Below are 14009 nucleotides of genomic sequence, written 5' to 3'. Positions count from 1 at the left end.
GTGCTGGATGCACCGGGCAGCGAAGCCCCGCCAGAGGATGTCGATAACGGCGTGATCCCCGGCCGCCGCCGTCCCGGCTATCAGGCGCCGCTGCCCGACCGCGTCACGCAGGACAATCCCGGCGCCGTGCGCGCGCCCCCGCCTGAGGCTTTTCCCACCGACCAGATCCCGGTGCCGGACCGCTGGCGCCTGATCGAAACGCTGGGCGTGGTGAAGGAACGCTGGTTCGATCCCTATCACCAGAACACCCTGAAGGGCGATCGCCCGATCGACCGCGCCAAAGTGAAATGGCTGCCGATCACGGGGGACGACTGGTTCTTCTCGCTCTCCGCGATATCGGACACGGTGTTCGAACCGCGCACTTTCCCCATTCCCGTGGGCGTGCAGACTACCGAGCGGCCGGGCAGTCTGGATGTGTTCGGCAAGGATGCCAGCCTCGTCTTCTCGCAGACCTTCATCCTCGGCGCCGGGCTGACCAAGGGCAACACGGCGTTCAAGCCGCCGGAGATCGAGTACCGCGTCGCCCTCGCGTTCAACTACAACTACGTGAACGTGCCCGAAAAGCGCGTGCTGCATGTCGAGCCCAGCAAGCCCTCGCACCGCGCTGACCAGTTCCTGGGCGTGCAGGAACTGTTCGTGGACTATCACCTGCGCAACGTGTCCGACCGGTACGATTTCGATTCCATCCGCGTCGGCATCCAGCCGTTTCAGGCCGATTTTCGGGGCTTCCTGTTCAACGACCAGCAGCTTGGCATCCGCCTGTTCGGCAACCGCGACGGCAATCGCTTCCAATACAACCTCGCCGCGTTCTGGCGGCTGGAGAAGGACACCAATTCCGGCCTCAATTCGGTGGTCCAGCGCCCGCGCGACGATCTGCTGTTCATTGCCAACGTCTACCGGCAGGATTTCCTGATCCCCGCCCTCACCAGCCAGATCACCCTTGCCTACAACCGCAATCGCGAAGCGGGCCGGATCGAGATCGACGATAACGGCTTTCCCGTCCGCCCGGCGCTGATCGGCAATCTGCGCGGGCGCGATTATGACGTCTATTACCTTGGCTACAATGCCGATGGGCATGTCGGTCGCCTGAACCTCACCGCATCGGCCTATGCCGCGCTGGGGCAGGATCGGGACAGCATTTTCACCGGACGCCCCGCGAACATCCGCGCCTTCTTCGCCGCCGGCGAACTGAGCTACGATCATAACTGGATGCGCTTCCGTCTGTCCGGCCTCTGGGCCAGCGGCGATCATGATCCGTACGACAATACGGAAACCGGCTTCGATGCGGTGTTCGAAAACCCGGTCTTCGCAGGCGCGGACACCAGTTACTGGATCCGCCAGTCGATCCCGTTCGCGGGCGGCGGCCGGGTGATCTCCATCAACGGGCGCAACGGCATTCTCAATTCGCTGCGCTCGTCGAAGGAACAGGGCCAGTCGAACTTCAACAACCCCGGCACCATGCTGGCCGGCGCGGGCGCGGACTTCGACCTGACGCCTGAGCTGCGCCTGTCAGGCAATGCCAACCACTTGTGGTTCGAGAATACCACCGTGCTGCAAACGCTGCGCAACGAAGGTTCGATCCCGGGCGATATCGGCTGGGACCTGTCGATGGCGGCGGTCTGGCGGCCGAAAGCGACGCAGAACATCGTGATGCGCCTCAGCGCCGCGACGCTGGTGGCGGGCAAGGGCTTCCGCGACCTGTTCGACAACAATCAGGGCAACCGCAGCTATTACTCGGTGCTCGCCAATGTGATCGTGAGTTACTGATGCGCTTGAGCCGCCTCGTCTTCCTTCTGGCGCTGCTGACCGCCTTTGCCATTCCGGCGGCGCGGCTCACGGCGAGCAGCGAGGAACGACCCGTCACGCGCGATTATTCACTGGTCCGCGCGCCGGCCGCCCCGGCGCGGCAGAGCGCGGCGGATGTGCTCTCGAAATCCGCAGGGTGCCTCACCTGCCATACCGATTCCGATGCGCCTTCGATGCATGCCAGTCCGGCCGTGCAACTGGGCTGCGTGGACTGCCACGGCGGCAATCCCGCCGTGCGCGGCCGCCCGGAACTGGGTTTCGACCATCCCGACTATGTGGCCGCGCGGAACAAGGCGCATGTGCTGCCGCGCTATCCGCACGGCTGGAACTGGCCGAGTTCCGCCAATCCGGAACGCAGCTATACCCTGCTGAACAAGGAAGCGCCCGAATACATCCGCTTCGTCAATCCCGGCGACTACCGCGTGGCGCGTGATTCCTGCGGCAATTGCCACATGCCCGCGATCGAGGCGGCGGAACGTTCGCTGATGGCGACCGGCGCCATGCTCTGGGGCGGCGCGGCGTACAACAACGGCATCGCGCCGTTCAAGAACTACATCTTCGGGGAGGCCTACACCGCCAAGGGAGAGCCTGCGAAGCTGCTCTCCCCCGGCACCCCGCCCGGCACGGTAACGCCCGCGCAGGAAGCACGCGGCGCGCTGGCGGCGCTCTATCCGTTGCCGACCTGGAACGTCATGCCCCCTGCCGACGTGTTCCGCGTGTTCGAACAAGGTGGACGCACCAATGGGTCGGGCTTTGCGGAAGTGGGCCTGCCGAACCTGTCCGGATCAATCCAGCGGCTGGAGGAGCCGGGCCGGCCGGACCTGAAGCAGTCCAACCGTGGCCCCGGCACCGGCCTTCGCGTGGCCATTCCGGTGCTCAACATCCACAAGACGCGCCTCAACGATCCCTATACCTGGTTCATGGGCACGAACGACCAGCCGGGCGACTATCGCTCCTCCGGCTGTACGGCCTGCCACGTGATCTATGCCAACGACCGGGAACCGCGCCACTCGCTGATCTATGCCAGCCTCGGTCGTGACGGGCAGAGCATCACCCGCGATCCCACCATCGCCGCCCTCACCCAGCGGGGCGCGCATGGCGCTCTCAAGGACGGGCATGACGCCGAAAGTGGACAGGGGGCGGACAAGCGCGAACGCGGCCACCCGCTCCAGCATGTGTTCACCCGCGCCATTCCCACCGCGCAGTGCATGAACTGCCACATGCACCAGCCCAACATCTTCCTGAATTCCTACCTCGGCTACACGATGTGGGATTACGAGGCGGATGCGCCGATGATGTGGCCGGAAAAGCAGAAGTACCCCACCGCCGCCGAAGTGCGCGCGGTGAACGATCGCAATCCCGAAGGCGCCGCCCCGCGCGGCAAGTGGGGCGATATCGACTTCCTGCGCAACCTCTACGATCTCAATCCCGAACTGAAGGACACCCAGTTCGCCGATTACCACGGCCACGGCTGGGCCTTCCGCGCGATCTTCAAGCGGGACCGCGCGGGCAACCTGCTCGATGCCGGGGGCAACATGGCCACCTGGGGCACCGACAAGGCGCACATCATCTCTCCCGACGATCCGGAAAAGTGGCGCCGCGCCGGGGAAGGCAAATTCGTGAAGCCCGGCGTCAATCCCGGCAAGGCCGTCCACATGATGGACATCCACGCCGAAAAGGGCATGCAGTGCGCCGATTGCCACTTCGCGCAGGATGCCCACGGCAACGGGCTGATCCAGGGCGAAGTCGCCAACGCGGTGGAGATCGGCTGCAAGGACTGCCACGGCACGGCGGACGCGCTGCCCACCCTGCTCACCTCCGGCCCGGCCGCGCCGCCCAAGGGCACCGACCTTTCGCTGCTGCGCAATGCCGACGGCCAGCGCCGCTTCGAATGGCGCACCGATGTTGGCGGCAGGCGGCACCTGACGCAGCGATCGGTGGTGGATCCCAACCTTTCGTGGGACGTGAAGCTGGTGGTCAACGCGGTCGATCCCGCCTCTCCCGAATTCAACGCCAAGGCCGCGCGCGCCAAGCTGATGAGCCGTTCGGGCGCGGATGACGGTTCGTTCCGCTTCGGCCCCGGCGTGCCCATGGCCGACCGCGCGCACAAGACGGAAGAGATGGCCTGCTTCACCTGCCACCTTTCGTGGACCACCAGTTGCGGCGGCTGCCATCTGCCGGTCGAGGCGAACTGGAAAACATCCTCCCACCACTTCGAAGGGGAGGAGACGCGCAACTTCGCGACCTATAACCCGCAAGTCGCGCGGGACGACATGTTCCAGCTTGGCAAGCACATGACCACCAAGGGCGCGGAAGTGGCGCCGGTGCGCTCCACATCGGCGCTGGTGCTATCCTCCACCAATGCCAATCGGGAACGGATCTATATCCAGCAGCCGCCGATCAGCGCGGCGGGCTTCTCCAGCCAGGCCTTCGCGCCGCATTTCCCGCATACGGTCCGCCTTTCCGAGACGAAGACCTGTTCGGACTGCCACTTGTCCGAAAAGGACGACAACAACGCGATTCTGGCGCAGACGCTGCTGCTGGGCACCAATTTCGTGAATTTCGTAGGCCTCAATTCATGGGTCGGGCTCGAAGCCGGATTCGAGGCCGTGCGTGTTACCGAATGGGATGAACCGCAGGCGGTGATCGGGTCCTACCTCCAGCGCTATGCCTATCCCGATTACTGGCGCCTGCATGTCGAACAGAACGGGCGCGAGTTGAAGAACTGGACCCGCGGCAGTACGTTCGATGCCAAGCTCTCGGGTGAGACGCGTCCGCTGGAACAGTTCCGCAATGTCACGCAGGGCACGCGCGATCAGGTCGGCTGCCTGCAATTGCGCGGCGAATACATGTTCGTTGCCGAAGGGCGCGGCGGCTTCAAGGTCTATGACGTCGCCTCGGTGGCGAACAAGGGCGTGTCCGACGCAGTGATTTCCGCGCCGTTCTCACCCTTGGGTCAGGATACCGGGGTCAAGAGCAAGAACGCCACTTGCATGGCGATCGCCACCACCCAGCCGATCGCCCCCACCCGCAACCGCCAGATGGCCGCAACCATGCTGGCCGATGCCAAAGGCCAGCCGCTGCACAAGGCGGACGGCACTCCGATGAGCCTGCGCGATGCCAATCAGGAACAGGCGTTCGAGCCGATCTATTCCTACGCCGTCGTTACCGATAGCGAGGAAGGCCTGATCCTGGTCGATATCGACACGCTGGCGGACGGCGAATTCCGCAACAACCGCCTGACCCGCGCGCTGACGTGGAACCCGGATCACGTGCTGGACGGCGCACGCCATGTGACGCTGGCGGGCGAAGTGGCCTATATCACCGCCAAGGTCGGCCTCGTCGCAGTGGACCTGCACGATCCGCTCCACCCGAAAGTCACTGCCGTTCGCCCGCTGGAAGACGCGCGGGCCAGCGCGGTGCAGTTCCGCTATCTCTGGGTGACGGACCGCGAGGGGCTGAAGCTATTCGACGTGACCGACTTGCGCAATCCGGTCGCCGTGGCGTCGGGCACGGTGCACCTCACCGACGCGCGCCGCCTCTATGTGGCGCGCACATATGCCTATGTCGCGGGCGGGCCGGAGGGTCTGGTGATCGTGGACGTGCTGCGCCCGCCGTTCCCGCAGATCTACCGCAAGGAGACATTCGGCGGGCAGATGAACGACGTGTCCGACGTGGTGGTGGGCAGCACCAATGCCTCGCTCTTCGCCTATGTGGCGGACGGGGTGAACGGGCTGAAGGTAGTGCAACTGACCTCCCCCTCCAGCCAGCCGAACTTCTACGGCTTCTCGCCCGCGCCGATGCCCGAACTGATCGCCTGGGCCCGCACGCCCAGCGCGGCGCGCGCGCTGTCCAAGGGGCTGGATCGCGACCGCGCGGTAGACGAAACCGGCGGCCAGATCGCGGTGTTCGGCCGCCTCGGCTCCCGGCCCTTCACGCGGGCGGAGATGGAGGCGCTGTTCCTCAACCGGCGCGGCGTGCCGTTCAAGGTTTCGGACGAGGTAGACATGCGCGTGTGGGTGCCGCGGCAGTAACCGCCCACCCGTCGTCATTGCGAGGAGGCGAAGCCGACGCGGCAACCCAGAGCGGCGCAAACCGCCTCTGGATTGCTTCGCTACGCTCGCAATGACGAAGGTTTGGGGGCGCAGGGGTTTGGAGGCGCCGCAGCGCCCCAAGGCGGATCGCCTTTTACCCACCCTCGCGCGGGTACACACCTTCCAGCACTTTATCGAAATGATTACGCACTTGCGCGTTGCACGAACAGGCCTTGTCGCTCAGCCCCGTCCGATCGAGGATGGTGATGCCGCCGCGCCGCGTGCGCAGCAGCCCCTCGCGCTTGAAGCGCTGGAGCACGCGGCTGGCATAGCTGCGACCGATGCCCATCATCGCCGCCAGTTGCTCCTGCGTCATCGTCACATCGTCACGCCCGATGCGGTCCACCGCCGCGCCCAGCCAGCGCGCCGCGCGCTGTTCTATGGTGTGGACGGCGTTGCACGCGATCGACTGGAACACTTGCGCCATCACGCAGTCCGCATAGCGCGCGAACAAGTTGGCGATGGCGGGAGACCGGTCCTTGATCTCCTCAAGCTGCCGGCTGGGAATGCGCCAAAACCGCCCCGCGTGAAGCACCCCGGACCGCGCAAACGCCGGCAGATGGCCCATGCTGACCACCCCGCCCAGCGCCCCTTCGCGGCCGACCAGAATGGTTTCCACCTCGATGCCGCTATCCATTTCCACGAAGTAGGAGCAGACCGCCGCACCGCGGGGCAGATAACAGAATTCCACCAGATCGCCCGGTCGATAGATCACCTCACCCGCCCGCAGCCGTACGTCGACGAGATAAGGGTCGAGCAGCGCCCGGTCTCCGGGACGCAGCGCCCCGAGAAGATCGCTGTCCTCTTGAACGGTCTGTACGTCCATGTCGAATTCCTGAACTCGCTCGCTAACGTGCTGCACCGGGCCGGGTTTCCCGGGCACGGCACCACTCTTCGGCCGGACAGATCCAGCCGCCGTGAGCCAGACAACCCGGCAAACGGAGCAAGGTTCCGTGCACTTGTGGACAGACGGAACCGGTTCGGATGGGTAAGACGCTACGGAGCGGTAGCGCCCTCCAGTGCTCCCGCACGATCCGCGCAGCGGGAAGGAGAAACACTCCGACGATACGGAATTGTCAGACCTTTCCGTCAGGGAGCCAATAGGCCAGAGTGCGCAGGCCCAGAGCGAGTAGCAGATGCAAACCGACCACAAGACCACCCGGAGTACCGCCGCCCTGAATACCGCCGCCCCGGATACAGCCGGAGGTATCGGTAACGATGGCTGACGGCGCGCCGACGGTCGATCTCAACACATGCGATCTGGAGCCGATCCACGTAATCGGCCGCATCCAGAGCTTCGGCTGGCTCGTCTCGTTTTCAAGCGACTGGATCATCAACCACGCCTCGCTCAATTGTGAAGCGTTGTTCGGCCTCGATCCGCATGCGCTGATCGGCCTGCCGGCCGCGCAGTTCCTCTCGCCCGACGCGCTGCACGATGTACGCTCGCGGCTTCAGATCCTGGGCGGCGGATCGAGCGTGGAGCGCATCTTCGAAATCGATCTGATGGGCGATGGCCGCCTGTTCGACATGGCGCTGCATATCTCCGGCCGTTCCTATGTGCTTGAAATCGAACCGCGCGAGAGTGGGCGGCGGCGCGATTTCGTCAGCTATGTCCGGCCGATGATCGAGCGGCTGCGCGAGGCTCCGTCGCTCGATCAGCTCTGCGCCAATGCCGCCCGGCACATGCGCGCGCTCACCGGGTTCGACCGCGTGATGATCTACCGCTTCGAGGCCGACGGCGCCGGCGAAGTGATCGCCGAAAGCCTGAACGGCATGGTGGACAGCTTCCGGGGCATGCACTTCCCCGCATCCGACATTCCCGCACAGGCGCGCCGGCTCTATGCGCGCAACCTGCTGCGCATCATTTCCGACATCGACGATCCCACCGTGCCGATCTACCCGGCGACCGGGCCCAGCGGCGATCCGCTGGACCTTTCGATGTCGGGCCTGCGCGCGGTTTCGCCGATCCATGTCGAATACTTGCGCAACATGGGCGTGAAGGCATCGATGTCGGTTTCGATCATGCGTCGGGGCAAGCTCTGGGGGCTGATGGCCTGCCACCACTATTCCCCGCTCACGCTGTCCTACTCGGCGCGGACCGCCAGCGAGCTGTTCGGCGAATTCTTCGCTTATCTGCTGGAGCAGAAGGAAACCGATTTCGCGCTCGCCCGCCGCTCCGCCTCGACGCGGCTGCATGACGAGATCATGGCCCGCGTCGCCGGGGGCGGCTCGCTGCTGGAAGCTTTCGAGGACTTCGGCGAGGCGATCGGTCGCGTCATCCCCTTCGACGGCGCGGTCGGCTGGGTCGACGGGCGCTTCGTCAGCCGCGGCGCGACTCCAGACGAGGCGCAGTTCGCCGAACTTGCGCGCTTCCTCAACACCGCGGGCGCCAGCACGGTCTGGTCGACCGACGCCATCGCCCGCATTTTCGAGCCCGCGGGCGAATGGGCGGACAAGGCGGCGGGCCTGCTCGCCCTTCCCGTCAGCCGCACGCCGCGCGATTACATCGTGCTGTTCCGCCGCGAGCAGCTGCGCGAGGTGAACTGGGCCGGTAATCCGGAAAAGACCATTGAACTCGGCCCCAACGGCCCGCGCCTCACCCCGCGCAAGAGCTTCGAGATCTGGAAGGAAGAGCGTCGGGGCCAGTCCCACTCCTGGAGCGAGGACGAGATCCAGGCGGCGGATTCGCTTCGAGTCACTTTGCTCGAAGTGGTGCTGCGGCTGGCCGATTCCGCCCATGCCGAACGCGAGCAGGCGAACCGCCAGCAGGACATGTTGATCGCGGAACTCAACCACCGCGTGCGCAATATCCTCAACCTGATCCGCGCGCTGGTGACGCAGAGCAAGGAAGGCGCACGCACCATCGACGAGTTCGCGGAGATTGTCGGCAGCCGCATCCACGCGCTCGCCCGCGCGCACGATCAGGTCACGCAGAAGGACTGGACGCCCTCTTCGCTCTACACTCTGATCCGGACCGAGGCGGCCGCCTATGCCGGACACAGCGCCGACCGTGTGCGCATCCTCGGCCCCGACGCGCTGATCGCGCCCGGCGCATTCACCACGCTGGCGCTGGTGTTCCACGAGCTGACGACCAATTCGGTCAAGTATGGCGCTCTGTCCGACACGCACGGCTGCGTGACAGTAGCGCTGGCCCGCGTTGCCGACGGAGCGCTGGAGGTCGACTGGCGCGAAAGTGATGGCCCGCCAGTCTGCCCGCCGACCCGGCGGGGCTTCGGATCGACGATCATCGAACGCACCATCCCGCACGAATTGGGGGGAACGGCCTCGGTCGACTTCCCCGTGCAGGGATTGCACGCCCGGTTCCTGCTGCCGGCCGAGCATATCGCGGCCTTCGAGACGCCGGCGGTGCCGCTTGCCGAACCGCGCTCCGATCCGGCACAGGAAAGCGGGCTCTCCGCCGCCAGCATCGGCGCAGCCCTGGTGGTGGAGGACAATGTCATCATCGCTATGGAAGCGGAGGACGTGCTGCGCGATCTGGGCTTCGAGGATTGCCGCGTTGCCGGCGCCGTCGCCGATGCGCTGGACATGGTCCATTCCGGAGAGATTGCCTTTGCGATGCTCGACGTCAATCTGGGCAAGGACACCAGCGAGGACGTCGCCCACGCGCTGACGGAGCGCGGCATTCCGTTCATCTTCGCCAGCGGTTACGGTGAACGCTCGATGCTCGCGGAGGTTTTCCGCAACGTTCCTATCGTGACCAAGCCTTATGGCCTGCGCGATGTGAAGGCGGCGCTGGCGCAGCTTGCGAAGAGGTGATGGGGCGTGATCTGATGCCCTACTGCCCCCTCCCCTCCTCCCGCACACGCTCATCCTGAGCCTGTCGAAGGATGGGGAGCCTCGCGCCCCGTCTCGGGGGGCTTCGACAAGCTAAGCCTGAGCGGGGCTTGGAGAGGAGGTCAATTGAGAAGCGCCGGTTGCCCTTGCGGTGCGCTCAATCGCCAGAATTTGGTCAATCGAGACCTCGTCCCCAACCCCGTCATCCTGAACTTGTTTCAGGATCCATTTTGCCACCTGCGCCGTGCTTCTATCGGCAACTCGCACCGCCGCGCCATTCACGCAGCCGTCCGGGATAGGCCGTGAAATGGATCCTGAAACAAGTTCAGGATGACGTGGAACGAAGCGATGACGGGGAATTGGGCGATGGCGCGGGACGAGGCGATGCCGTTTACCCCCAACTCGCCGCCGGCGGCGCCGCTTCCAGAAAAGCGATTAGCCCCCGCTCCTCGCGCGTGAGCCACTGCGTGCGGCGCGGCAGCCGGGCGGGCAGTTCCGGCATCGGGTCAGCCTTGCGCACGAACGCGATCAGCGCTGGGTGGACATAGGACTTGCGCGCGATGGCGGGCGTGTTGCCCAGCCGCTCCGCCACTTCCTCCAGCATCGTTTTCAGGCTCGTACCCGGCTCCTCCCAGAGCCGCGCAAACGCGATGGTGCTGGCAGCGAATGTACGAAAGTCCTTGGCCGAAAAGTCCTCGCCCATGGTTTCGTGGAGGTAATCGTTGACGTCTTGCGAACCCACCGGAACCGCGCAGCCCTCGTCATCGAGATACTGGAACAAGTGCTGCCCCGGCAGGTCCTGCATCCGCCGCACACACGAAACCAGTGCACGGTCGGCGCTCACCACTTCGCGCAGTTTTCCATGCTTGCCGCGAAAACGCAGGCGCAACTTGCGCCCCTGAAGCTTTGCATGGCGCATGCGCAGTGTGGTCGCACCGAAGCTCTTGTTGGTGGCGGCGTAGCGTTCGTTGCCGATCCGGATCGCTTCCGCATCGAGCAGCGCGACAATCGAGGCCACCGCCCGCTCCCGGCACAGCCCGGCGCCCGCCAGATCCCGCGCCACCCGCTCGCGCAGGATCGGCAGGGCCTGACCGAAAGGAGCGCAACGATCGAACTTGCGCGCATCGCGGCCCGCGCGCCACTCGGGGTGATAACGGTACTGCTTGCGCCCGCGCGCATCGAAGCCGGTGGCCAGCAGGTGAACTTCGGCCTCGGGCGAGAACCAGCAGTCCACATAGGCGGGCGGCAGGGCAATGCGGTTGAGCCGGTCGATCTCGTCGCGCTCGATGATGCGCGTGCCGTCCGCGCCGTAATAGGCCCACTTCCCAGCGCGCGTGCGGCTGCGGGTGATGCCGGGGGCATCGGGATCGGCGAAAGTCAGGCGCGGCATCGGGCAATGGTCCTGCTTTGAACGGCTTGTCCTGTGCAAACGCACCAGTGGCCGCGAGGTTGTCCGGAATGCGGCAACGCCCCGCGAACGGATGACCATGAAGTGCCGGGCAACACCCGAGAATAGAAAAAGAATGGATCGGCGTAATTCAACCTCGCCGCCGCCATAATATCCGTATCTTACCCAGATACTCATGTTGCGAGCGCGTCTTCCACGCAAACGCCCTTTTCCTGTATTCTTGCCGTACGGGAGGCAATCCGGGAACGTCCGTAGCCATCACAGCGTTTGACTTTGTGCAAATGAGAGGAGGATCGTCATGGATTCCAATGTGCGCGAGACGTTCTGGAAAGCCTTCGCCGTCAGCCCGATCACCATGATAAAGCTGGATAATTCGCACGGCCATGCCGAGCCCATGACGGCAATCCTGGACAAAGAAGCCCATCACGCCGTCTGGTTCGTTTGTCGAAAGGACAACCGCATCGGCAAGGGCGGCCGAGCGATGGCGCAAGTCGCGACGCTCGACCATGAAGTCTTCGCCTGCGCCGCCGGGACCCTGATCGAGGAAACCGACCCCGCCGTGCGCAACGCGCACTGGAACAAGGCTGTCGAAAGCTGGTTCCCCGGCGGGCGCGACGATCCCGCCGTAGTCATGCTGCGCTTCGAGGTCGACGATGCCGAAGTCTGGACGGTGGACACCAGCCTGAAGGGCGTGTTCCGTCTTGCCACCGGCGGCTCGATCGACCCGGCCCGCATTGGCGAGCACGAAACCGGGTTAATTTGAAGCGCAAACGCGCTTTCAGATTAACCCGGGCAGTTCTTCAGAGCATCGAGCGCGATTGCTTGAGAACCATGCCGCAGACCTTCTTGCGAACCGACGGCGGTGCCTGATCGAGCGAGAAGCTGGAACCGCTGCCGGACTGTATCGTCCCTGACGTCCCGGACGTGTATCCGCTGTCTTGCTGTGACACGTCTGGCTTCTGGGTCAGCTTGGAAACGACGGAATTACCCTCGACCGAGTCGACCAATTGGTTCTTCGCGCAGTAGCTGAGCACGCCGGCCGCGTTGCTGCCGCCCATCGTCGAGAGATCGGGAAGTGCCGAAGAGGCGCCGGGCAACGAAGGTGTGCCGGGAAGAGAGGGCGTGCTCGGCAAAGATGGCGTGCCGGGCAGCGAGGGCGTGCCAGGCAGCGACGGTGTACTTGGCATCGAGGATGTACTCGGCATCGAAGGAACGCCCGGGATCTGGGCACCTGCGTTGGCTGCCGCCAGTGCGATAACGGATGCGGGCACCAGCATCAGCTTGCGGGAAACCCGAAAAGGCTTGGTGAAGAAAAGAGTCATGGGCTGCCTCCCAAAAACGGAAGTGAAATGCCCCCACACTATGCCGCCACCCCGCTGCTCGCGCAGTGCCGGTATCCCTTTTCAGGCCGCGTTTCGGGCCGTGTTCAGGTGTTCCAGTTCACGCGGCCGCCCGACCGGGGGACACCCCGCGAGCGCATAGGCCACCGCCGAAAGGATCGCCTCGCGCGAGAACGGCTTCTGGACCACTCCTACCGCCGTCGTCGCGGGCAAGTCGATCTGGCCGGGATTGGCGGTGACGTAGATCACCCGCGATCCGAACTTGATCGCAATCTCGCGCGCGATGGCAGGGCCGGTGAGCCCGTCCCGCAAGTTGAGGTCGACCAGCGCCACGTCGGGCGCCTCTCCGAGCATCGCCACGGATGCCGCATCGGGGAAACTTCCCAGCACCGCGTGCCCACCGTCGGACAGAATGTCCTCCAGTTGGAGCGCGACCAGGAACTCGTCCTCGACAATGAGGACCTTTGCTCCCCCAGCGGCTTCCAGCGAAGCCCCCCCTGTTAAGATCTGGCCCAAGACACGGTAATCCTTGTCATGCGGCGAGTTCGGCTTTCTCGTCGGCGTTGGCGATCCTGACCAGCTCTTCGAAGAATGCGTCGATGGCATCTCCGGTCAGAACGAAATTGTGGCGGAAGTCCGGGAGCTGGCCGGATTCGAGAACTTTTGCCAGCATGGCGCGAGCGCGGCAGATCCGGCTCTTCACTGTGCCCAGCGCAATCCCGCAGATCCGGGCGATCTCCTCGTAGGAAAGATTGCCGGCGGCCACCAGAATCAGCGCCTCGCGATAGGTTTCGGGAATGGTGGTCAGCGCACGAAGCACGTCGGTCAGTTCGACACTGCTTTCCTGGCTCGCTTCGGCGCAGAGGATACGCTCGGCGGCAACCTCGTCATAATCGCCATGGAAACGGGCGCGGCGCGCTTCGCTGTAGAAGTGGTTGCGCAGGATCGTGAAGGTCCACGCCTTGAAATTGGTGCCGGCCGCATAACGGTCCCGCGCCGCCCAGGCGCGCAGCATCGTTTCCTGCGCCAGATCGTCCGCCCGGTCGCGGCAGCCGCACAGGCCGCGCGCAAAGGCGCGCAGATGCGGTGCCACATGGGCAAGGGCATTCTTGAATTCGCGGTCGTCGAGCCGGGCCACGACTCCGGTCATGGCCACAGCCGCTCCGTGCGTCGCTGCTTCGGCACTTGCTTCGGCCCCTGCTTCGGTTGTTACAGCCATTGCGAAACCCTCCATGTCCGTCGCCCGCTTGGGATCAGTGACGAGAAAACGCCGCCAACTCGCGGAAAGTTCCCGGAAACCATCCGGCCCCGTCCCGATCCATCGCATGGACCACTCGGGCGGGCGCAATGCCGGCGAATCGGGATACGCGAAAAATTGCACAGAGGGTGGGAACCTTGGGCCCCCAGAACGATTGAGGCCTCCGTTCACTTCTTGCGGTGAACGGAGGCCTTCGGATCGGGTCACCACCGGTTTGCGGGGGGGTGGGGGAGCCAGTGGTGATGCCGGAGGAACGTGCAAGGACTGTGTCGGTTCCCGGCAAAGTCGACCCACGGGAAAAAATTTTG

9 protein-coding genes are annotated in these 14009 nt (G+C 64.8%); 4 read left to right on the top strand and 5 right to left on the bottom strand.

The genetic code is table 11. The features are described 5' to 3' along the window. Positions 1–1767, top strand: coding sequence for a hypothetical protein (locus tag EDF56_RS16720; protein WP_243652661.1), 1767 nt, complete (start codon positions 1–3; stop codon positions 1765–1767). After that, positions 1767–5840 (top strand): multiheme c-type cytochrome, encoded by a 4074-nt coding sequence (locus EDF56_RS16715; RefSeq protein ID WP_207904724.1) that lies wholly within the window; start codon positions 1767–1769, stop codon positions 5838–5840. Before EDF56_RS16720 ends, EDF56_RS16715 begins: the two co-directional genes overlap by 1 nt. A 154-nt stretch (positions 5841–5994) precedes the next feature. On the opposite strand, the gene EDF56_RS16710 is transcribed toward EDF56_RS16715, so the two are convergent. Continuing rightward, positions 5995–6726: a Crp/Fnr family transcriptional regulator gene (locus EDF56_RS16710; protein WP_132389410.1), complete on the bottom strand. Its 732-nt coding sequence runs from the start codon at positions 6724–6726 to the stop codon at positions 5995–5997. Between the two features lie 392 nt (positions 6727–7118). On the opposite strand from EDF56_RS16710, the gene EDF56_RS16705 reads away from it, so the two are divergent. Continuing rightward, positions 7119–9677 carry an HWE histidine kinase domain-containing protein gene (locus tag EDF56_RS16705; RefSeq protein ID WP_132389408.1) on the top strand — a complete coding sequence of 853 codons (2559 nt, stop codon included), beginning with the start codon at positions 7119–7121 and terminating at the stop codon, positions 9675–9677. Positions 9678–10086: 409 nt separating this feature from the next. On the opposite strand, the gene EDF56_RS16700 is transcribed toward EDF56_RS16705, so the two are convergent. Beyond that, entirely contained in the window at positions 10087–11085 is a 999-nt protein-coding gene (locus tag EDF56_RS16700) for a DNA topoisomerase IB (RefSeq protein ID WP_132389406.1), read from the bottom strand. A 316-nt stretch (positions 11086–11401) separates the two neighbouring features. Between EDF56_RS16700 and EDF56_RS16695 the strand changes: the two genes are divergently transcribed. Continuing rightward, the gene (locus tag EDF56_RS16695) at positions 11402–11866 is read left to right on the top strand and encodes a pyridoxamine 5'-phosphate oxidase family protein (protein ID WP_132389404.1); all 465 of its coding nucleotides are present in this window, start codon (positions 11402–11404) and stop codon (positions 11864–11866) included. 37 nt (positions 11867–11903) lie between these two features. Here EDF56_RS16695 and EDF56_RS16690 read toward each other — a convergent pair whose 3' ends face one another. The 3 genes from EDF56_RS16690 to EDF56_RS16680 all read right to left on the bottom strand — a co-directional run bounded on the left by EDF56_RS16690 (position 11904) and on the right by EDF56_RS16680 (position 13593). Further along, a complete protein-coding gene (locus EDF56_RS16690; RefSeq protein WP_165912222.1) occupies positions 11904–12425 on the bottom strand; it encodes a DUF2501 domain-containing protein in 522 nt (173 codons plus the stop codon). Positions 12426–12506: 81 nt separating this feature from the next. Continuing rightward, positions 12507–12959, bottom strand: coding sequence for a response regulator (locus EDF56_RS16685; protein WP_243652650.1), 453 nt, complete (start codon positions 12957–12959; stop codon positions 12507–12509). Positions 12960–12975: 16 nt separating this feature from the next. Beyond that, entirely contained in the window at positions 12976–13593 is a 618-nt protein-coding gene (locus tag EDF56_RS16680; RefSeq protein ID WP_165912228.1) for a sigma-70 family RNA polymerase sigma factor, read from the bottom strand. Positions 13594–14009 lie beyond the last annotated feature (416 nt).

Origin of the sequence: Novosphingobium sp. PhB165 (assembly GCF_004341845.1) — a bacterium.
Classification (GTDB): Bacteria; Pseudomonadota; Alphaproteobacteria; order Sphingomonadales; family Sphingomonadaceae; genus Novosphingobium.
This window is presented reverse-complemented; position numbering and strand designations above follow the sequence as displayed.